Source organism: Polaromonas sp. JS666 (assembly GCF_900103405.1).
GTDB lineage: Bacteria > Pseudomonadota > Gammaproteobacteria > Burkholderiales > Burkholderiaceae_C > Polaromonas.
Genome location: NZ_FNHX01000012.1, coordinates 1 through 19,891, shown reverse-complemented (window position 1 = coordinate 19,891; position 19,891 = coordinate 1). Strand labels below are relative to the sequence as shown.

Annotated in this window: 17 protein-coding genes; 10 read left to right on the top strand and 7 right to left on the bottom strand. The window is 65.6% G+C overall.

The genetic code is table 11. The features are described from left to right. Positions 1-5: 5 nt before the first annotated feature. The 4 genes from BLQ85_RS20930 to BLQ85_RS20915 all read right to left on the bottom strand — a co-directional run bounded on the left by BLQ85_RS20930 (position 6) and on the right by BLQ85_RS20915 (position 5,609). Entirely contained in the window at positions 6-1,598 is a 1,593-nt protein-coding gene (locus BLQ85_RS20930; RefSeq protein ID WP_074579908.1) for an alkaline phosphatase D family protein, read from the bottom strand. Positions 1,599-1,608: 10 nt separating this feature from the next. Further along, on the bottom strand, positions 1,609-4,437 hold the full coding sequence (locus BLQ85_RS20925; RefSeq protein ID WP_074579907.1) for a 7TM diverse intracellular signaling domain-containing protein: 2,829 nt from the start codon (positions 4,435-4,437) through the stop codon (positions 1,609-1,611). Beyond that, the gene (locus BLQ85_RS20920) at positions 4,434-4,715 is read right to left on the bottom strand and encodes an HNH endonuclease (RefSeq protein WP_074579906.1); all 282 of its coding nucleotides are present in this window, start codon (positions 4,713-4,715) and stop codon (positions 4,434-4,436) included. Before BLQ85_RS20920 ends, BLQ85_RS20925 begins: the two co-directional genes overlap by 4 nt. An 87-nt stretch (positions 4,716-4,802) precedes the next feature. Continuing rightward, complete coding sequence (locus BLQ85_RS20915) at positions 4,803-5,609, bottom strand: DUF2726 domain-containing protein (protein WP_074579905.1); 807 nt, start codon at positions 5,607-5,609, stop codon at positions 4,803-4,805. Between the two features lie 324 nt (positions 5,610-5,933). Here BLQ85_RS20915 and BLQ85_RS20910 point away from each other — a divergent pair, with 324 nt between their 5' ends. The 5 genes from BLQ85_RS20910 to BLQ85_RS20890 all read left to right on the top strand — a co-directional run bounded on the left by BLQ85_RS20910 (position 5,934) and on the right by BLQ85_RS20890 (position 9,858). Then, positions 5,934-6,824, top strand: a complete 891-nt coding sequence (locus BLQ85_RS20910) for a dienelactone hydrolase family protein (protein ID WP_074579904.1) — start codon at positions 5,934-5,936, stop codon at positions 6,822-6,824. Between the two features lie 188 nt (positions 6,825-7,012). Continuing rightward, positions 7,013-7,780, top strand: a complete 768-nt coding sequence (locus tag BLQ85_RS20905) for a basic amino acid ABC transporter substrate-binding protein (RefSeq protein ID WP_074579903.1) — start codon at positions 7,013-7,015, stop codon at positions 7,778-7,780. A gap of 20 nt (positions 7,781-7,800) precedes the next feature. After that, entirely contained in the window at positions 7,801-8,568 is a 768-nt protein-coding gene (locus BLQ85_RS20900) for an amino acid ABC transporter permease (protein WP_074579902.1), read from the top strand. After that, the gene (locus BLQ85_RS20895) at positions 8,555-9,277 is read left to right on the top strand and encodes an amino acid ABC transporter ATP-binding protein (protein ID WP_074579982.1); all 723 of its coding nucleotides are present in this window, start codon (positions 8,555-8,557) and stop codon (positions 9,275-9,277) included. Before BLQ85_RS20900 ends, BLQ85_RS20895 begins: the two co-directional genes overlap by 14 nt. A gap of 62 nt (positions 9,278-9,339) precedes the next feature. Then, the gene (locus BLQ85_RS20890; protein ID WP_074579981.1) at positions 9,340-9,858 is read left to right on the top strand and encodes an O-acetyl-ADP-ribose deacetylase; all 519 of its coding nucleotides are present in this window, start codon (positions 9,340-9,342) and stop codon (positions 9,856-9,858) included. Here the strand turns inward: BLQ85_RS20890 and BLQ85_RS20885 are convergent. After that, positions 9,839-10,405 (bottom strand): VTT domain-containing protein, encoded by a 567-nt coding sequence (locus BLQ85_RS20885; RefSeq protein WP_074579901.1) that lies wholly within the window; start codon positions 10,403-10,405, stop codon positions 9,839-9,841. The genes BLQ85_RS20890 and BLQ85_RS20885 overlap by 20 nt on opposite strands. Positions 10,406-10,630: 225 nt before the next feature. Between BLQ85_RS20885 and BLQ85_RS20880 the strand changes: the two genes are divergently transcribed. From BLQ85_RS20880 to BLQ85_RS20860, 5 genes are all read left to right on the top strand, one after another. Continuing rightward, entirely contained in the window at positions 10,631-11,278 is a 648-nt protein-coding gene (locus tag BLQ85_RS20880; protein ID WP_074579900.1) for a hypothetical protein, read from the top strand. A 21-nt stretch (positions 11,279-11,299) separates the two neighbouring features. Beyond that, the gene (locus tag BLQ85_RS20875) at positions 11,300-11,950 is read left to right on the top strand and encodes a hypothetical protein (protein ID WP_074579899.1); all 651 of its coding nucleotides are present in this window, start codon (positions 11,300-11,302) and stop codon (positions 11,948-11,950) included. A 78-nt stretch (positions 11,951-12,028) separates the two neighbouring features. Then, entirely contained in the window at positions 12,029-12,697 is a 669-nt protein-coding gene (locus tag BLQ85_RS20870) for a hypothetical protein (protein ID WP_074579898.1), read from the top strand. Further along, entirely contained in the window at positions 12,694-13,179 is a 486-nt protein-coding gene (locus BLQ85_RS20865; protein ID WP_074579897.1) for a hypothetical protein, read from the top strand. Before BLQ85_RS20870 ends, BLQ85_RS20865 begins: the two co-directional genes overlap by 4 nt. Further along, entirely contained in the window at positions 13,176-13,973 is a 798-nt protein-coding gene (locus BLQ85_RS20860) for a COG1470 family protein (protein ID WP_074579896.1), read from the top strand. Before BLQ85_RS20865 ends, BLQ85_RS20860 begins: the two co-directional genes overlap by 4 nt. A gap of 786 nt (positions 13,974-14,759) precedes the next feature. Here BLQ85_RS20860 and BLQ85_RS20855 read toward each other — a convergent pair. Further along, positions 14,760-16,439, bottom strand: a complete 1,680-nt coding sequence (locus BLQ85_RS20855; RefSeq protein ID WP_074579895.1) for a ShlB/FhaC/HecB family hemolysin secretion/activation protein — start codon at positions 16,437-16,439, stop codon at positions 14,760-14,762. A gap of 249 nt (positions 16,440-16,688) precedes the next feature. Then, positions 16,689-19,319 (bottom strand): two-partner secretion domain-containing protein, encoded by a 2,631-nt coding sequence (locus tag BLQ85_RS20850; RefSeq protein WP_074579894.1) that lies wholly within the window; start codon positions 19,317-19,319, stop codon positions 16,689-16,691. Between the last annotated feature and the right edge of the window lie 572 nt (positions 19,320-19,891).

The window sequence follows — 19,891 nt, the reverse complement described above, 5'->3', positions numbered from 1 at the left end:
CAGGCCTAGGCTTTTTCAAGTACCGGCCGTCCGGCCTGTACCGCGAACTTCGCCAGGGTCTGCACCCCGCTGTCGGCGCGCGTGACGTCGTCGACCACGCGCAGCGTGGCCGTCAGCGCGCGCGGCGTCAGTTCCACCACGCCGTAGCCCCGGCATTCCGAGTCGGCAAACACAAAGTGCGGATTCTCGGCCAGGGTGTCGGGGATTTTGGCGTTGCCGGCCGAGCGCGAGCTGATGCTGGTGCCGCAGAACTCGGTGCCCACGGCCGCGCTGGCCGCGTCGGCGTAGTCGGCCTTGATGTGGCCGACCCAGTTCTCATGCACGTCGCCCCCCAGCAGCACCGGGTTCGCCACGGCATGCCTGCGCAGTGAATCGGTGAAGCGCTTGCGCGCCGGCGCATAGCCGTCCCAGCCGTCGTTCCACAGCACCTGGCCCGGCCCCGGCCGGAAATCGCGCTGGCCGAAGAGCGACTGCTGACCCACCAGGTTCCAGCCCGCCGTCTTGCTTGCGGCGCTGCCCCATTCGGCGTCCAGCCAGCTTTCCTGCTGCATGCCCAGCATGCTGCGCGCCGGGTCCTTCCAGGCGGGGCAACTGGCCGGGTTCAGCGTGCTGGAGCCGGCCCTTCCCTCACGCGTGCAGGCCTGCGCGTCCTTGTACTGCCGCGCGTCCAGCATGTAGAGCGAGGCCAGCCGGCCGTAGGGCAGGCGCTGGTAGATGCGCATCTCGGCGCCACCGGCCAGGCCCGCCACGGCCCGGGTGAGCACCGAGGCGCGCAGCGGCATGTGTTCGTAAAACGCCTGGTAGGCCGCGGCGCGCCGGGCCGCGAAATCGGCCACCGGCGGCCCGCTATAGCCGGGTGACGTGCCCGCGTAGTCGTTCTGTACCTCATGGTCGTCCCAGGTCACCAGCCAGGGGCAGGCCGCGTGCATGGCCCGCAGGTCGGCATCGCTTTTATGCAGGGCATAACGCGCGCGGTAGTCGTCCAAGGTCAGTACCCAGCCGCCGGTGGGCTTGCGCACGGCCTGGCCGGCGTTGGGGTATTCATAGATGTAGTCGCCCAGGAACATCACCAGGTCGAGGTCCTCGGCCCGCATGTGCCGGTAGGCGCTGTAATAGCCGTGCTCCCAGCGCTGGCAGGAGGCATAGGCCAGCCGCAGGCGCGCCACCGCGGCGCCGGGGGCGGGAAAAGTGCGCGTGCGGCCGGTGGCACTCACGGCATGGCCGACGGCAAAGCGATAGAAATACCAGCGGTCGGGCTCCAGGCCCTCAACCTCCACATGCACCGAATGCGCCAGCCCGGCCACGGCCTGCGCCTGGCCCGCCTGCGCGATGCGGCTAAAGCCCTCGTCATGCGCGACTTCCCAGCGCACAGCCACCGGGCCGGCTTGCAGGCGCAAGGCCTCATCGCCGTCCAGCGCCAGCCGCGTCCAGAGCACCACCGAATCGTGGGTAGGCGAGCCGCTGGCAACGCCCAGCGTGAAGGGGTCGCCGACCAGCCGTGCCTGCGCAGCCGCCCTGCCCGGCAGGTACAGGCCGGCGCCCGCCGCCGCCAGCGACTGGAGCAGCCGGCGCCTCTGGATCACGAATGGGTTGCTCATACAAATCCTTTTAATGCCTGGCCGGCAGGCGCACCGTGAAGGTGGTGCCCGAACCGGCGCTGCTGCGCACGTCTATGGTGCCGCCGTGGATGTCGACCGCATTGCGCACGATCGCCAGGCCCAGGCCCGTGCCCTGGATGGTGCCCACGTTGCTGGCGCGGTGGAAGGACTCGAACAGGTGCGGCAGCTCGTCTTCGGGAATGCCTATGCCCTGGTCCTCGACTTCCAGGACCACCATGTCCTCCTCGGTCCGCACGCGGAACAGCACCAGGCCGCCCAGCGGCGAATACTTGACCGCGTTGGACAGCAGGTTGCTGAATATGTGGCGCAGCAGCTTCTCGTCGTAAAGTCCCTGGCCTGTTCCGGCCGTGTAGTCCAGGCGCAGCTCGCACAAGCTGCCGGGCTGCTGCATGCGCGCTTCCTCGACCAGTTGCTGGCACAGCGCCTGCAAGTCCAGCGGATGCGGCTCGAACTCCAGCATCTGCGCATCGGCCTTGCCCAGCATCAACACGCGGTCCAGCATGCGCGTCATGCGCTTGACGCCCGCGGCGATGCTGTCGAGGATTTCCAGTTTCTCGGATTCGGGCAGCCGGTTGCCGTAGTGCCGCAGCAACTCCTCGGCCGACAGGATGCCCGACAGCGGCGTGCGGAACTCATGGCTGGTCATGGCCACGAAACGGGTGCGCAGCTCGTTGAGCGCGCGCTGCTGCTCCAGCGCCTCGCGTGTGTCTTCTTCCGACTGCTTGCGTTCGGTGATGTCCAGGAAAGCCCAGATCACGCCCGACTCGGGCTCCCTGGCCTGCACGCAGCTGCCAGCCATCTGCACCCAGAAGAGCTGGCCGTCGCGGCGCTTCAGCTGGCGCTCGCTGATGTAGCTGCCGGTGGCGATCAGCGCCTCGCGCGCCTCCTTGCCGAACTGCTCCCAGGTGGCCAGGTCGGGATGGATGTAGCTCGAGGGCTGGCCCATGAGCGCCTCGCGCGGGCTGCCCATCATCTGCGCGAATTTCTCATTGACCCATTCATGGCGGCGGTTCACCGACAGCACGATGCCCACCAGCGCGCTGTTGAGGATGGCTTCACGCTCCGACGAGGTGCGCACCAGCTGCGCCTCCAGCTCCTTTCGCCGCGTGATGTTGATGATGACCCAGACCGTGCCCTGGCTCAGGTCGCGCTCGCTCACGGCCTTGCCCGACAGCGACACCCAGATCAGCGTGCCGTCGTACTGCTTGACCTGGATCTCGGCCTCGTAGTTCTCGCCGCGGGCGACGCAGGCGGCCACCTCGCCGCCCACCCGCAGGTATTCCTCGCGCGAAAGGTAGAAAGGCTCCATCGAGGTCAGCTGATCGCTGCCCACACCGAAGACCTCCAGCATGGCCTGGTTGGCCCAGCGAAAGCGGCCGTCCGGCGTCAGGAAGGCAATCCCGACGATGGAGTTTTCCAGGATCATCTCGCGCTCCTTGAGCTGCGTGCGGAAATTTTCCTGCGAGACGCTCAGGGCTTCGACCATGGCGTGCTCGGCCATGATGCGCGCCTGCGCCTGCTCCTTCTCGCGGCGCGTGACATTGATGCGGTCGGCCAGCGCGAAAGACAGCACCACCATCTCCAGCGCCGAACCAATCAGCAGGGAGTTGGCCGTCAGCGCATGGGACGGCAGCGCACCGGTGTTGTGCAGCGCCAGCGTCACCACGCCCACCAGCAGCAGAGCCCAGGCCGCCAGGAAGTATTTGGCGCCCGGGTGGCCGGAACGCACGCTCAGCACACCCACCACCACCAGGGTGACGACGCTGAAGACTGCCAGCACCGTCACCATCAGCGACGACACGATATAAGGCAGTGTCAGCGCCGCCAGCAAGGTCAGCAGCCAGCCCGCCACCAGGGCCTGCATCAGCCGGTCCAGGCGCGGCATCCTGAGCGCGCTGGACAAAAAGCTGCGCGCGAACAGCAGGCCGAAGACCGCCGTCGCGGCCATGCCGGTGGGCGGGGACACGCTGTTCCACCAGAGCAGGCCAGGCCACAGAAACTGCGCGCCGAAACCGGTCAGCGCCGCCTGAGCGACGGCCATGCAAGCCACAAAGGCGACATAAATCAGGTAAGCCCGGTCGCGCACCGAGAAAAACAGCAGCAGGTTGTACAGCAGCAGGCCTATCAGCAGGCCGAAGTACAGGCTGATGGTGGCGTACTCCGCCTGGTCGTGCCGCCACAACGCCGCGGGTTGCCACAGGTTCACCGGCGCCGACACGGTGCCGCCCGAACTCACCCGCAAATAGACAGTGCTGGCGGCGCCGGGTTTCAGGCGCAGCGGCATCACGTGGTTGCGGTGCACCACGGCGCGCTCGGCGAAGGGCGACAGGTCGCCGCCCACCTGCCGGCTGAAGCCGCCCTTGCCGTCAGGCGCATACAGCTCCAGCCGGTCCAGCGGCGGGTAGGCCAGTTCCAGCATCCAGTCGGCCGGGGCATCGCGCTCGGGGCGCAGCGTCACACGCAGCCAGATGGCCGAGCGGGTCAAGCCGAAATTGGTGGCCGGGCCGGTTTGCGGCACCGGCTGGAAGCGCGCCTGGGCCTCGGGTTTGAGCAGGTCGGCCAGCACCAGTTCGCCGCCGGCATCTTCCAGGTAGGAGAAAGAACGCGACAGCACATAGCGGCCTTCGCGGCCTATGGCGAGTTCATCGCCGGCATGGGTGTCGACCTGCGCCACGGCGGCGGGCGCTTGCACCTTTGCCGTCGCCGGCGCCACCGAAGTTGCCGGCGCTTTCGGCTTCTGCGCGGCGGCCGGAAACACCAGGCTGGCCAGCAGCACGGCCGGCAGCAGCCACGCAGCCCGCAACCAGGCCCGCCTCATGCGCAAACGCCAGGGTCAGTGCGCCTGAGCACCCGCCCCGGCGCGGCGGCCGAAGCCGGCACCACACCGGCGGCGTGGCGCCGGCCGTTGCAGACTTCATGGCTGATGGCGAGGTTTTCCACGTGGCTGTTGCCGCCCTCGCTCAAGGGCTTGATGTGTTCCAGCGTCGCGGCCTGGGGCGTGACATGTTCGCCGCAGACCCAGCAGGGCACCACGCCGTGCAGCTGCCGCGCCACGGTCTTGTAGATCTTGTCCCGGGTATGGCCCAGCCTGCTCACGATGGTGTTTTCATGGCGGCGGGCCGCGGGGGCCGGGGGCGTGCCGGGGCCGACGCCCGCTGGAAGGCCGAACTCATGAACCCGCCCTTATTCGAGCTTGGCCGGCCGCGCGTCCGCGGGCTCGATGAAGGAGTCTTCCCAGTTGGTCGAAAAGCGGTTGTTCTTGTCGATGCGAAGGCCGCCTGTGCCGTCCGGGTTGAACCCAATGTCGCGGTTGGCGGCCGCCTGGGCGGCCTCCTGCTTGGTTTCCTTGTTGAGCTCCTTGAGCGCGGCGTCCTTGGCGGCCCGCTTGCGCTCGCGGGTGAAAGACTCCAGGTCGGCGTGGAAGCTGCTGTCGCCGCCGCGCGTTTCCTGGTGCTCCTCCATCAGCTCCTCGGGGATTTCGCCCAGGAAAGCCGCGCGCATGGCGCTCACGGTGGGTGGCCGGCCGGCCTTGATGGTGGTGTAGGCGACGCCGCAATCGGACAGCAGGGTCTCCTTGAGCTCCCGGCTGGCCCGGCTCACGTCGCGCTTGCCGCGCAGGTCGACGCAGCCCACCACCGTGCCGTCCAGCGTGCAGATGGTGAAGGTTGTGTAGACGCCGTTGAGCAATTCAAGCAGGCGCTCCTTCTTTTCCTTGTTTTTTTCCTTGTCCTTGTCTTTTTCGGTCGGAATCGTGAAGCGCAGCACCGGCAGCTTGAGCATGACCGCATGCTCGGGGAAAGCGCTGCGCAGCCATTTCCAGACCTCGTGTTCGTCGTCGGTCACGATCCCGCGCGCGGCCAGCGGCCATTTTTTGGGGATACGCAGCCTTTCACTCGCCTGTTGCCGCAACCAGCGGGCGTACAGAAGGATGCCGGCCAGCGCGCCCACGGCCACGCCCAGCAATGCCATCAGCCATGAAATCAGGTTCAAGATGCGGTTCTCCTCATGATTTGGGGGGCGCGGCCGCCTGAAGGCAGCCGCGGCTGGACGGCCCCGGCAGGCCCAGTGAGTCACAGAAAGCCCGCCGTGTCAATTGAAGCCGCGGCGGCCCAAGCCGCTATTAAAGCAGGTTTTTTCCGGCTTTCCATCGGCCGGCCGCATAACAGCACTCCCCGGCCCAGCCGGCACGGGCACCGGCAGCTATCTGTTTCATAGCAAGCCGGGGCTGTGGCCGACGTTGCTGGCGTGTCGCGGGCAGCACCCTTTGCCAGGCGGCGCTTGAATCGCTATGCTGGGCTTTTTGCGGGAGCCGCCATGCCGATGAAGACTGCCCAGGACTTTGACCAGGAACTGCTGATTCTGTTTGACGCCTATGTGCACGGCACCCTGGACCGGCGCGGCTTCCTGGAGCGCGCCCAGAAGTTCGCCACCGCCGGCATGACGGCCACGGCCCTGCTGGCCGCCCTGAGCCCCAACTTTGCCGCAGGGCAGCAAGTCGCCAGGGACGACCGGCGCATCAAGACCGAAAGCGTCAGCTACCCCTCTTCCGCCGGAACCGGCACCGTCAAGGGCTACCTCGCGAAACCGGCCAGCGCAGCCGGCAAGCTGCCCGCCGTGCTGGTCATCCACGAGAACCGCGGCCTCAACCCCCATATAGAAGACATCACGCGCCGGCTGGCGCTGGACAACTTCATCGCCTTCGCGCCCGATGCCCTGACGCCGCTGGGCGGCTACCCCGGCGACGAGGACAAGGCGCGCGAACTGTTCGCCAAGCTCGACCAGCGCAAGTGCGTCGAGGACTTCGTGGCCGCCGTCACCTACCTGAAAGGCCGCGACGACTGCAGCGGCAAGCTGGGCGTGGTCGGCTTCTGCTACGGCGGCGGCATGACGCATACCCTGACCACCCGCCTGCCCGAACTCAACGCCGCCGTGCCTTTTTACGGCAACCAGCCGCCGGCCGAAGACGCCGCCAAGGTCAAAACGCCGCTGCTGATCCATTTCGCGGCGGTCGACGAGCGCATCAACGCCTCGTGGCCGACCTACGAGGCGGCCCTGAAGGCGGCCGGCGCCAGCTACACCGCCTACCAGTACCCCGGCACCCAGCACGGCTTCAACAACGACACCACACCGCGCTACGACGCGGCCGCCGCCAAGCTGGCCTGGGAACGCACCATCGCATTTTTCAACCGGCAACTGAGGTCCTGACCCCCGGGGGCCCGCTTTGGGCCCTCCTTTAGCCGCTTTTTCCCCGCCGTCCATCCCCTCCTCGCGAAAACCCTGCCCGCCGGCCGCCGGGCACGGCTTTTGCAGGCGTTACCATTGGCTACTTTCGCTTTTTGCCTCCCCGCACGGGCCGGCAAGCACTTTTCCCCTTCCTTTTCTGGACACTGACTATGAATTTCCTGAACAAGATCGCCGCCACCGCCGGCCTGCTCATCCTCGCCTGCGGCACCGCCCAGGCACAGAACAAAGAGCTGGTCGTCGGCTCCAGCGCCACCTACCGCCCCTTTGCCTATGAAAGCCCGACCAAGGAAATCGTCGGCTACGACGTGGACATGATCAAGGCCATCGCCCAGAAGGCCGGCCTGCAGATCAAGATCGTCAACACCCCCTGGACCGGCATCTTCGCGGCCCTGAACAACGGCGACGTGGACCTGGTCATCTCCGGCGTCACCATCAACGACAAGCGCAAGCAGTCCTACGACTTCACCACCCCCTACTTCGAAGCGCGCCAGCTGATCGCCGTGCACAGCAACAGCACCGCCAAGGGCCTGAAGGACCTGGCCGGCAAAAAAATCGGCGTGGTCACCGGCAGCACCGGCGACGACATGGCTTCCCGCGAGTTCGGCAAGACCAACCCCGACATCCGCCGCTTTGAAAGCACCCCCGTGGTGATCTCCGAGCTGGCCAACAACGGCCTGGATGCCGCCATCGGCGACAACGGCGTGATCGCCTTCCGCACCCAGGAACACAAGCAGCTCAAGACCGTCAGCGACGCGAGCTTTCCCAAGGAATACTTCGGCATCGTCGTGAAGCAGGGCAACAAGGACTTGCTGGTCAAGCTCAACGCGGGCCTGGCCGCCGTCAAGGCCGACGGCAGCTACGCCACCATTTACAAAAAATGGTTCCAGGCCGACGCACCCGCGTTGCCCGCGCAATAAAACGCTGAGACTTCCCCGTCATGGAGCAAGTCCTCTGGTTCGGCTGGTTCAGGGCCGACATCATCGCGGAATACGGCGTGCTGTTCTGGCGCGGCCTGCAGATGACCATCATGGTCACGCTGATCTGCATCGTGCAGGGCACGCTGCTGGGCCTGGCCATCGGCATGGCGCGCGTGGCGGAATCCCGCCACTCGCCCGCACGCGCGATCTGCAAATACGCGCTGCGCTGGCCGGCCACCGTCTACGTCAGTTTTTTCCGCGGCACCCCGCTGTTCGTGCAGATCCTGCTGATCCACTTCGCCGTGCTGCCGCTGTTCATCAACCCGTCCGACGGCCTGGTCATCTCGGGTGAAGCCGCGCGCAACATCAAGCAGAACTACGGCGCTTTCCTCTCCGGCATCGTGGCCCTCACGCTCAATGCCGGCGCCTACATCTCCGAGATCTTCCGCGCCGGCATCCAGTCCATCGACAAGGGCCAGGTCGAGGCCTCGCGTTCGCTGGGCATGTCCTTCCCTCGCACCATGTACCACGTGGTGCTGCCCCAGGCCTTTCGCCGCATGCTGCCGCCCCTGGGCAACAACGCGATCTCGCTGCTGAAAGACTCGTCGCTGATCTCGGCCATTGGTCTGGCCGAACTCGCCTACGCCGCGCGCACCGTCGCCGGCGCCTACTCACGCTATTGGGAACCCTACCTCACCATCTCCGTCATGTACTGGGTGCTGACGCTGGGCCTGGCTTACCTTGTCAAGAAACTGGAGGCTCGTTATGGACGAGGTGATTCGCGTTAACCGGCTGACCAAACAGTTTGGTCACACCCCGGTGCTGCGCGGCATCGACTGCGCCATCAAGGCCACCGAAGTCGTCTGCGTCATAGGCCCGTCCGGCTCCGGCAAAAGCACTTTCTTGCGCTGCCTCAACGGCCTCGAAGAAGCCAGCGGCGGCGAAGTGCTGGTGCACGGCGTCTCGGTGCATGAACCCAAAACCGACGTCGACGCCCTGCGCTCCGAAATCGGCATGGTGTTCCAGCGCTTTAACCTGTTCCCGCACAAGACCGTGCTGGAGAACATCACGCTGGCCCCCACCAAGGTGCGCAAGCTCACCGCCCTGGAAGCGCGCAACCGCGCCAGCGAACTGCTCATCAAGGTCGGGCTGCTCGACAAGATAGACGCCTATCCCAACCAGCTCTCCGGCGGACAGCAGCAGCGCGTGGCGATCGCTCGCGCGCTGGCCATGCAGCCGCGCATCATGCTGTTCGACGAGCCCACCTCCGCGCTGGACCCCGAAATGGTCGGCGAGGTACTGGCCGTCATGCAGGCCCTGGCCGAAGAAGGCATGACCATGGTGGTCGTCACCCACGAAATGGGTTTTGCCCGCCAGGTGGCCGACCGTGTGATGTTCATCGACGAAGGCCTGGTGATCGAGGAAGGCTCGCCGGCCGAAATCTTCGACAACCCCAGGGAAGAGCGCACCCAGCGCTTTTTGAGCAAGGTCTTGTGAGCGGTGGCCCGCATTTGCGGGCCTCCTGCTTGTCCACGCCCGCCAATCCCAAGAAATCCGCCATGCCCGCCATACTCCGGGCCGTCCAGGCCGACATCACCAAATTGCAGCTTGACGCCATCGTCAATGCCGCCAATTCGTCGCTGCTGGGCGGCGGCGGTGTCGACGGCGCGATCCACCGCGCCGCCGGCCCCGAACTGGTCCACGGGTGCCGGCTGCTGGGCGGCTGCAAGACTGGTGAGGCCAAAGCCACCAAGGGCTACAAGCTCCCCGCGAAATACATCATCCACACGGTAGGCCCGGTCTGGCGCGGCGGCAACAACGGCGAACCCGAGCTGCTGGCCTCCTGCTACAGGCGCTCCATGGAGATCGCAGCAGCCAAAGCGGTCGCTTCGCTGGCCTTCCCCAGCATCAGCACCGGCATTTACGGCTATCCCATCGAACTGGCGGCCCAGGTCGCGGTGGAGAGCGTGCGCCTGGCTTTGCAGCAGCCCTCCTCCATCAACGAGGTGGTGTTCTGCTGCTTCTCGGAGCAGGACCTCGCGGTTTACGAGCGAATACTCAATACCCCGGCACCTTGAGCACCCGCGCCAGGTAGTCAAAAAACACGCAGTACAGCGCGATGGGCAACGGCAATCCCAGCAGGGTCCCTAATAAGTAGTCGCGAAACTTCACGCCCGACATCGCCAGCGCATAGTTCAGCGCCGGTGCGGTCTGCAGCAAGGTGCGCAGCAACACAATGCCGGCCACAGGCCGCGCATCGAGTTGCACGAGCACGCCTTGCACCCAGCGGCCTTTGATCTGCCGCAAGGCATCACCGCCCAGCAGGCGTATCAGCCAGAAGGTAAAGGCGCATGAGATCACCGCCGCAACGTAGGTCGCCACGCCGCCCCAAGCTTCGCCCAGCGCCAGCACCGCGGCCGCCAGGAATATCCAGCCCGGGATCTGGACCAGGTTGCCCAGCGCGAACAGCGCGATAAAGATCAACAGCCCGCTGGCCTCGTTGTCCAAAAACTTCTGGTGCAAAAAGGCCAGGCTGAAGTTGTCCCGCAGGCCCGAGAGCTGGAACACCGCCAGCAGCAGGCCCAGAAAAGCCAGCACGGCGACGAGGCGTTTGAAGCGGTGCATCTGGAGGGTCTTGTGGCGTTTGCCGGAAGTTTCCAGCCGATTCTAGGCGCCCGCAATCCACGCGGCCGGGGCTCTCCGAGCCGCAAAACTTGCGCCTCAAAAAAACAAGGATTGTCTTTGCACGGACCATTGCTTACAACTTCGCAACAAATGTCGCTAATCTCGATTCAGCGCTTTTCGAGTTCCGCCATCCCCGTTTGCCTTTCATTGCGTCCGAGGAATTTCATGAAAAAAATCATTGCACTCACCAGCCTGGGCCTCGCCGGCCTGGCGTCCATGCCGGCCCAGGCTGAATCCACCTTCACCACGCCGGCAACCACCGGCTCGACCGCGACGGCGCGCCTGGATTTCACCATCACCATTCCGCAAGTCCTGTTTCTGCGGGTCGGCACCAGCGCCGGCAACACCTCCACCACGGCCACCATAGACGCCCCCACCTTCACGGTGCCGGCAGCCAATGTGGGCGACGCCAGCGCCATTGCCGGCGTGGGCGGCGACCTGACGGCCGGCGCCGTGACGGTGCGGGTCTACGGCAACGGCGGCAACATCAGCCTCAATTCAGCGACCACCGGCCCGCTGAACAACGGCGTCACGACCGAGACCATTCCCTGGAGCCAGATCGGCGTCACGGGCGCTGCCCTGGCCGCCACCACCTCGGGCTTCACCAACGCGGCCATCACCCATCCGGCCTTCAATACCGGCGCCTCCGGCGGCAACGGTACGGCCACCACACTGACCGCCACCAACCGCCTGGTGCGTGTCGAGGGAAAGTGGACTTACAGCTACCTCAACGCCAACATTCCCGCCGCCGGTACTTATGGCGGCTCGGTCGCCAAAAACGGCCGCGTGACCTACACCGCCACCCAACTCTAAACATCAATAACAGGAGCCGTCATGAAAAAAATACTTCTTCCCCTTGGCGCTTTGAGCCTCGCCGCATCGCTGGTGGCCCCCGCCCACGCCGAGTCCACCTACACCGCCCCGGCGATCGTCGGCTCCACCGCCACGGGCCGGGTGGATATCAGCATCGTCATTCCGCAAGTGCTGTTCCTGCGCGTCGGTACCAGCTCCGGCAACACCGCGACCGACGGCACCATTGACTCAACGACCTTCACGGTGCCCGCGGCCAATGTGGGCGACGCCAGCGCCATCGCCGGCGTAGGCGGCGACCTGACGGCCGGCGCCGTGACGGTGCGGGTGTACGGCAACGGCGGCAACGTCAGCCTCAATTCAACGACCAGCGGCCCCCTGACCACTGGCACGGCCGGCGAGACCATTGCCTGGAGCCAGATCGGCGTCACGGGCGGCGCCCTGGCCGCCACCACCTCGGGCTTCACCAACGCAGCCATCACCCATCCGGCCTTCAATACCGGCGCTTCCGGCGGTACAGGCACGGCCTCCACCCTGACTGCCACCAACCGCCTGGTTCGTGTCGAGGGCAAGTGGACTTACAGCTACCTCAACACAGGCATTCCCGCCGCAGGCACCTACGGCGGCACGGTCGCCAAAAATGGCCGCGTGACCTACACCGCCACGCAGCTCTGATTTTTTCCTTCCTTGCAATGGCCTCAAACCACGAGGCCATTGTTTTGCCGGCTGACAGGCCGGCGTAAAGCGATGCGTATGCGAGCCCTGGCTGAATTTGCACATTACCCTTGCAGCGCCGCCCGGCCCTTCTGGAGCGCACTCACATATATATGCAGCAGCGCGCTGCTGTGCACCGGCGCCCAGGCTTTTTCCGTCAGCATCACACCGGGCACCCGCTCGCTGTTTCTGCAAGTGGGCGCGGGAACCATGACCGGGGGCAATTTCAGTTCCGGCGGCACGCCCGGCAACAACGCCACCATCAACAGCGTCAGCGTCACCGTTCCCGCGGCCAGCCTGGGGGCCGGCTCCCTTGCCATGAGCACCGACAGCACGGTAACGGCCAGCCCCTACAACGGGCGCGCGTTCTGCACGGTGCCCGCGCAGGTCTATGTCGGCGGTTTCTACCGCACGCCGGGCATGGCGGCCACCAGCGCCGCGCTCACCGCGACGGCTCCGGCATCACTGACCAACGCCAGCGGCAACACCATTGCTTTCAGCACGGTGTCCTGGGTCTCCGCCGGCACCGCCGACTCGGGGACCACGATCGCCAACGGCACATTTGTCGGCGGCGCATCGCAAACCCTGCTGGGCATCTCGCGCAACACCTGGTTTGAAAGCTGCCTGCAGTTCAGCTACGCCAACACCCAGCTGGTGGGATCGGGCAGCTTCACCGGCAGGGTCAGCTACACCCTGACGGCGCCATGATGAGCCGGCCGCCGCGCCTGGCGGGCGCCGTCCTGGCGCGCTGCCTGCTGGCGGCCAGCCTGTGCGCCGTGCAACCCGCGGCCGCGGGCACGGCACGTGTGGACGACAGCGGCACCGTCGTTAGCCAGGGCGTCGTTCCCATGCGCTGGCGCCAGCTGGTGCCGGGCCGCGGAGCCGACAACTCGGTGGAAGCCAGCCTGCGCGTGGCCTTGCGCCTGAATCTCTCGCGCTGGCTGAACCAGCCGGTCAAACTGTATATGGGGCTTGCGCCCGTGGCCGGCGAGCCCGTCCATGCCAGCTGGCGCACCCAGGGTCGTTTGCTGCCGGGCAGCGTGCGCAGCGGCGCGCGCACGCTGGTGTTTGAAGGCCTGGCCGGCACGGCATCACTGGAAGAAACCATTGAGCTCACGCTCAGGACCGACGGCCGGGCCTTGGTGTCCCCGCAGTCCCTGCAGTTTTATTTCGAGGTCGATACCCCATGAGCAGCCCCCGGTTGGCGCTTGCCCGGCATTGCGCGGCAGGCCTTTTTTACCTGGCCATGGTGTTGGCCGCACCCTGCGCCGCGGCCGGCGAATTCGCGCTGGCGGTGTCACCGCCGCGTTTTGAGCTCGAACTCAAACCCGGCGAGCGAAGCCGGCAAGTCATTGAAATCACCAATGCATCGCCCATCGCCACCACCTTTGGAATCAAAACCGCCGACTGGCGCCTGGGCGTGGACAATGCCGCCACCTTTCTCGACGAGCTGCAGCCCGGCAGCTGCCGGCCCTGGGTCGCCATCGAACGGCGCGAACTCACCATGGCGGGCGGCCGCCCCTACCGTTTCCGTTTTGAAGTCAGCGTGCCTCCCGACGCCCCAGCCGGCGAGTGCCGCTTCGCCATCCTGCTCGAAGGCCAGGAGCAGCTCACCCGCATGGCCTCGGGCCCGCCCATTCCGTTTTCGGCCCGCCTGGGCATCGTGGTCTATGTGGCCATCGCGGGCGCCGCGCCGCAATTGAGCATCGCCGGCGCCGGTGTCCAGACCCTGAACGGCCAGCCCACGCCCGTCCTGCAGGTGCGCAACAGCGGCACGGCCCACGGCCGCATTGGCGGCTTCCTTACCGGCACCGACGCCGCCAACACCGCGCTCGAATTTTCCCCCGCCAACACACCCATACTGCCCGGCGAAACACGCGGCGTAACCCTGAGCGCCACGCGCCCCGGCGACCCGGACAATGCCGCGGCCATACGCTATCCCGTCACGGTGCGCGGCAAGCTCGAATGGGGGGTGCGGAGATAAAGGCAAAGGTGCCGCGGCGGCCAGGGCAGCCGGGCCTCCGGGTGAAAGCCCTGTGGGCCTTCATCGGTGGAAGAGTGGGAAAGCTGCGGCCCCACCGGAAGACTGGTATCAAAGTACTCATGCCCCTCTCCTCACTACCTTGTAGACGGGTATCTCAACCTTAAGTGGTACTCAAACGAGATTGAGATGCCTTTTCCATTAATAAAAACCGATAGGTTTTATTTGTTAGTAGCTTTTAAGTGCTACTTACATGGAGCCGAGAATAGGTAGGAGACTAAAAATCAGGGAGCCGCTTTGTCTTCCGATGGACAAAGAGGTAACGATTTTTTGTAAATTTTTCACAAAACTGACTTATGAGGCGGCGCCTGAATGGCTTTGCATATAGGCGCGCGCAGGTGCGGCCTGCAGGGCCTCGGCTCATTGTTTCCAGGGGTAAATCAGGGTAGATAACTGTATGCACATACAGTACGATGGCGGCTCATACAGAACAACAAAACCGCCCTGCACCAGGGCCCTCAAGGACAGACATGCAGCTTTCCCACATCCCTTATCAGCCCCGGGCCGCCACGCCGCCGGCCCGTCCGCCAACAGCGGGCCGCACGCTCGCGGCGCCCTGGCCTTTTTATGTGCAGGCGCCTCGGCCTTGCGGCGATATCGATGTGAATGCGCGGCGTGTGCTGGAGACTTCGGCGCGCTATTTTTCAGCGCCGCTTACACACGAGACGAGTGCGAGCCCTACTCGCTCCCAGGGAGAGAGGAAGTGAAACCGGGGAAGCAGTCGCTAAATCAAAAAGCGACCGAAGCTTGCATCCACAAGGTAGGCCGCTTGGCCGCCGATGCCGGGATGGACGTAGGCAAACCGCCGTCGGTGCGCCAGGCCAGCGATGAACGCAGCTGCACCGGGCCCAAGGCGGCATTCACGCCCACACCCACACCCGCCAGGTTGCGGCTGTTGGAGGCCGGCGCGCCAAAGGGATTGCGGTTGATGGTGACCTTGCCCACGTCATAGAAGAGCGTGGCCTGCACATTGGGCATGACGTTGTGGCGCAGTTCCACCGTGGCGCGGTAGCCTTCGTCGCCGCTGGCCTCGCCCTGCGGATAAGCGCGCACGCCGTTGATGCCGCCCAGCGAGAATTTTTCCGACGAGTCCAGGTTTTTGCTGGCGGTCTGGCCGGCCACCGAGAGCGCCAAAAAGGTGCTGTCGGTAAAGCGCTGCAGGCGGTTGGCGCCATAGCTGAAGCGTGTGTAGCTGCCGTTGGACTGGGCCGAGGCCGCGTCTATGGCCAGGGCCGTGGGCGAGTTGATGCTCAGCTTGCCGAAGACGATGCCGAGGTCCAGGCTGGTGATGCCGCCGCCGCCCAGCGCGTCCTGCAGGCTGCCCGAAAGGCCCAGGCTGGTAACGCCGACTTTCTTGGGCGTGAAGGTGGCCGTTCCGTCCACATAGTCCTTCAGGCTTTTGTCTTCGTAAGAGACCGTGCCGTTCAGGTTCGTGAACTGGCTGCGGATAAAAGGATAGGCCGCGAACACGCTGGTGCTGGTCGCCGTGCCGTGGGCCTGCAGGGCTTCGAACTCCTTGCCCAGCTTGTAGTGGATGTCGGAATAAGCCGCGCCCACCTTGAGGCCGTCGCTGCCCACGGGCAGCTGGTAGGCCAGGCGCGCAAAACTCAGGTTGGAGCCGGCGGTCAGCACGCTGGCGGTGAGCTGGTCGCCTATCCTGAGCGGGCTCACCAGGTTGAAGGTGCCGGCCAGGCGGAACTCACCGGTGTAGCGGCTGCCGTAGTTGTCCAGCACCACGTTGCCGTTGTAGGGCTTGGCGGGGTTCACTTCAATCAGCAGTTCGGAGGTGCCCACGCTCGCACCAGGCTGCAGCGTGGCGCGCGAGGTGCTCACGCCGGGCGTGTCCTGCAGCAACAGCAGGCCGCGGTCTATCTGGTCGCTCTTGATGACGTCGCCGTCCTTGACCTGCCCCAGGTAGGCCTGGGCGCGCTCATCGCTGAGCAGCGACTGGTTGTTGATCTTGTGGCTGGAGATGCGTCCTTCGATCACGCGGATGGTGACCGCACCGTCGGTGATGTCCTGCGCCGGCAGGAAGGCGCGGGCCACGGCAAAACCCTTGCCGCGGTAATAGGCAGTGATGCGGCGCGCGGCGGCGTTGAGCTGGCTCAGCGACTGCTCGGCGCCGACCAGGCTGGCCACCAGGGCTTGCAGCTCCGCCGTGGGGATTTCCTGGTTGCCGGTGATGGCAATGGACTTGACCAGCACCTTGGCCTCGCCCTTCTGGCTCAGGTCTGCGGATTCCTCGATACGTTGCAACGGTGCGGCCTGCTGCGGCGGCAGCGCCGGGGCCTGGCGCAGGTCGCGCAGCACCTGGCCGGCGTCGGGCGGGGTCTGCGCCCAGGCGCCGCCGTGGATTGCCAGCAACAGCGCCGAGGCCAGGGTGGAAAGAGGCAAGGAATTGGTTTTCATTGTTTCACTTCGATATAACGCTCACGCGGCTACACACGGCAACGGCCGCCACCCCAGGGCCGCCAGCCGCGTCCTCCCGGCATCCCACGATTTTCTGTATCCCCGGACCGCGGCGCCATACTGCAAATGCAGCAGATGCGCCGCTCCCGCACTGTCGCAGAGCGCGGCCGGCCTGTATGTCCCTATTTTTAGCGACATAGACGACAACGCCCAGGGCTTTGACGTGGAAAGCGCACTGGCGCAGGCGCATCAGGAGCCTCGAGACTTTGCACCACGGCAAGCCCCTTGCAGCACGGCCAAGGCCTTTTGGCTGGCCTCGTCGCCCGCCTCCACCCCGGCGGCGGACAAGGCATCAGCCATGGCGCAGGGGTCCTGGCCGGCTTGGGCATTGGCCGGACGGCCGACACCCGCCAGGTAAACCATGGCACTACGGTAGGCCTCGTCGATCAGGAGCCGGGGCTCATCGCCCCGAATGATCAGCCTGCCGCCCGTGATGTCAAACCCCTCCTGGCCCGACCAGGCGCTGTAGATGCCGGGGTTGATACCGCTGGCGGCCGTGGCGCCCGCAGCGCCCACGCCCGACTGCTGCGCGCCGTTAAAGGCCACGCTGGTATCGGGCAGCGTGAGCGGCTGCAAAAAGCCGCGCAGCAGCGGGCCGGTCTGGCCTTCGTAAATGCGCCAGGTGGCCGTGCTGCCCCCCTGCGTGGCGATGTCCCAGCCGCTGAAGGTGGCGGCCTGCAGCATCTGGCCGTGGGCCTTGCCCGTGCCGCCCGCGCTGGTGGACTGGCCCGAGCTATCGATGTCCCAATAGCTGTCGTTGGTCACCGCCGTGCCGAACTCCTCGCCCACCAGCCCACCCACCATGCCGGTGGCGCTGACGCGGCCGGTGCTGTAGGCGCGTGTGATGGTGCCGTCCACCGAACTGCCGACCAGCCCGCCCACCCTGTCACTGCCCGTCACGGCGCCGCCGGCATAGGCGTCGGTGATGCCGCCGTCGCTGAGCTCGCCCACCAGGCCGCCGACGTAGTCGCTGCCCTGCACAGCTGCCGTGCTGTAGACATTGCGGAAGGTGGTGCAGCAGCCCTGCCCCGCGATGGCGCCCACAAAGTCGCCGCCGGTAATGCTGCCGCCGACCAGCCCCAGGTTCTGAATGCTGGTGCTTTGCGTGAGGCCAAAGAGGCCGACAAAGTTGTCGCCAGGGCGGTTGATGAACAAGTTGCCGATCCTGTGGTTCAAGCCGTCAAAACGTCCCTCGAAAATGCCCGGCGCGTTCACGCCGCCCAGGGGGTCGAAGCCCGCGCCGGCGTTCCAGTTCACCGTGGAGCTCGCATCGATGTCGGCGCCCAGCACATAGTTGCCGGTGAGGTTGCCGTTGATGCCTTGCAGGTCGGTGCCGGTGGTGCTGCCCGCCGCGCCCAGGCTGGTGATGACCTTGTAGGGTTCGGTGACGCCGTCGCTGCCCAGCCGGATGCTGAAGTTGTCGCCGGCCCGCAGGTTGACCGTGGCGCGCACGTTATAGGTCGCAGTGTTGCCCGCGTTGAGCGCGCCCAGCCCGTATTCCAGCGCCAGCTTGCCATTGGCGTGCTGCGAGGTGATGGAGGCGTTGATGTTGATGTTGCGCCAGGCGCTCAGGGTCAGCGTGGTGCCGGCGTTCCAGGTCACGGCCGCGTTGACGTGGATGTCGCCGGCGTCGCTGCCGCCCGCATTGTTGGTGGCCAGCGCCACATTGCCCAGGTTGAGGTTGTTGCCCAGTGTCGTCGCGCCTATGCCGCTGCCGGTCAGGCCGCCGCTGCCCGCCGCGATGGTGAAGTCTGTCGGGTCGATCAGCCAGCTGCCGTGGTTTCCACTGGCGGCCAGCGTGGTGATGACGGCGCCGTCGGCCACTTTCACGTGGGCCGCGCTGGTTTCGATAAAACCACCATCGCCGCTATTGGGAGCGCTGGCATCCAGCGTGCCGCCCACATTGACGGTACCGCTCTCCATATCGCCCATCAGCAAAATGCGGCCGGCCTTGTTCTGAATCGTTTTGGCTTCAATGACACCGGTGTTGTTCACTGTCGCTGTGGTCAGGCTGTCCACGGCCTTGGCCGACAGCAAGACCTGGCCGCCGTTGGCCTGGATCAGTTGCTTGTTCTCCGCCAGGGCATTGATCGCACCCTGGTCAATGCTGTAGCCCAGCAGGCTTGCGTTGTCGAGGTTGAGCGTGACCTTGTTGCCGGCCGCCAGCAATGCCGTACCCAGCGAGGCCGTCATCACGCCTTCATTGCGTACCTCGGGCGCCAGCAGCGCCAGGTAACCGCCCTGCCCCGCGTTGAGTGTTCCCCGATTCACGACGGTACCGCCCGAACCGGTGAACACATGCCTGCCGGCCATGAAGTCGGCATTGCTCATACTCAGGGTCGAAGCCACCAGCCCGCCGACATTGACCTGCGAGCCCGCGCCAAACAGCACGCCGTTCGGGTTCTGGATAAACACCTGGCCGTTGGCCGTCAGGCTGCCGAGCAGCTCACTCGGGCTGCTGCCAGTGATGCGGTTCAGCGCGATGGCCTGGGCATTGGGCTGGTTAAAAACCAGCGCCTCATTGGCGCGGGTTGACAGGCTGGTCCAGTCGATCGCCAGGCGCTGGCTGCCTTGGTTGATGGTGGTGGTGTTGCCCAGCGTCGAGACACTGCCCGTGCCGGCGACAACACTGGCATTGCCCGCATCGGCGGCCCTGGCCTGCGGTGCAAGGCATGCCATGGCAAGCGTCAGTCCGGCCATCCCCAGGGAAGCGCCGAGCTTGCCCCGACTGCTGGTGTTTTCCGCCACGGCGACGCAGCTATTGAAAACCGGGCTCCAGACCAGGCGGTAAATGCGATTGATGCTGGCGTGGCCTTTCATGATTCCTCCTTGCCTGCCAGCGATGGTATGCCTCTTGGTGCTGCTCGCCCAGAGGTGGAACATTACAAATGAAATTGTGGGCCGGGTCTTGCTCCGGCGGGGGGGCGCCCCTCCTCCTCCCCCCTTTTACTCATCGTCTTCCTGTTCTCTCTGCTGAGGGTGGTTGGCCGGGGGTTGCCCGGCGGCAACTCACTTTTCTTTGCTTCGCCAAAGAAAAGTAAGCAAAAGAAAGGCGACCCTGGTGTCTGCGTCCCCTGCGCTTCGCTCCGGGGCAACCTGCGGTGCTCGGTCCAGCCGGGGTCTGGCTAAACTCGCTACGCTGCGCTTCGCTCAGACAACGCCAGCCCTGATCCGTCTGGCCCTCCGCTCCTCGGCACATACACAAGGGGTGGGGACAGGAATACCAAACAGCCGAAGCCCCCCCCGAATACCTAAAGCAACAAGGACACGCCATGGCGTGTCCTTGTTTGTATTTGTCTTCTTGGTATTTCGGTATTCGGTTCCCGCTCCCGATTGCCCCGTCCTGGCTGGGCCGAGGAGCGCAGAGACAAGCGGATCAGGGCCGGCGTTGT

Coding starts and splice junctions, on each gene's coding strand:
- BLQ85_RS20930 (WP_074579908.1), bottom strand. CDS start 1,598: ATGAGCAACCCATTCGTGATCCAGAGGCGCCGGCTGCTCCAGTCGCTG.
- BLQ85_RS20910 (WP_074579904.1), top strand. CDS start 5,934: ATGCCGATGAAGACTGCCCAGGACTTTGACCAGGAACTGCTGATTCTG.
- BLQ85_RS20865 (WP_074579897.1), top strand. CDS start 12,694: ATGATGAGCCGGCCGCCGCGCCTGGCGGGCGCCGTCCTGGCGCGCTGC.
- BLQ85_RS20875 (WP_074579899.1), top strand. CDS start 11,300: ATGAAAAAAATACTTCTTCCCCTTGGCGCTTTGAGCCTCGCCGCATCG.
- BLQ85_RS20885 (WP_074579901.1), bottom strand. CDS start 10,405: ATGCACCGCTTCAAACGCCTCGTCGCCGTGCTGGCTTTTCTGGGCCTG.
- BLQ85_RS20900 (WP_074579902.1), top strand. CDS start 7,801: ATGGAGCAAGTCCTCTGGTTCGGCTGGTTCAGGGCCGACATCATCGCG.
- BLQ85_RS20925 (WP_074579907.1), bottom strand. CDS start 4,437: ATGAGGCGGGCCTGGTTGCGGGCTGCGTGGCTGCTGCCGGCCGTGCTG.
- BLQ85_RS20870 (WP_074579898.1), top strand. CDS start 12,029: ATGCGAGCCCTGGCTGAATTTGCACATTACCCTTGCAGCGCCGCCCGG.
- BLQ85_RS20850 (WP_074579894.1), bottom strand. CDS start 19,319: ATGAAAGGCCACGCCAGCATCAATCGCATTTACCGCCTGGTCTGGAGC.
- BLQ85_RS20880 (WP_074579900.1), top strand. CDS start 10,631: ATGAAAAAAATCATTGCACTCACCAGCCTGGGCCTCGCCGGCCTGGCG.
- BLQ85_RS20855 (WP_074579895.1), bottom strand. CDS start 16,439: ATGAAAACCAATTCCTTGCCTCTTTCCACCCTGGCCTCGGCGCTGTTG.
- BLQ85_RS20905 (WP_074579903.1), top strand. CDS start 7,013: ATGAATTTCCTGAACAAGATCGCCGCCACCGCCGGCCTGCTCATCCTC.
- BLQ85_RS20860 (WP_074579896.1), top strand. CDS start 13,176: ATGAGCAGCCCCCGGTTGGCGCTTGCCCGGCATTGCGCGGCAGGCCTT.
- BLQ85_RS20890 (WP_074579981.1), top strand. CDS start 9,340: ATGCCCGCCATACTCCGGGCCGTCCAGGCCGACATCACCAAATTGCAG.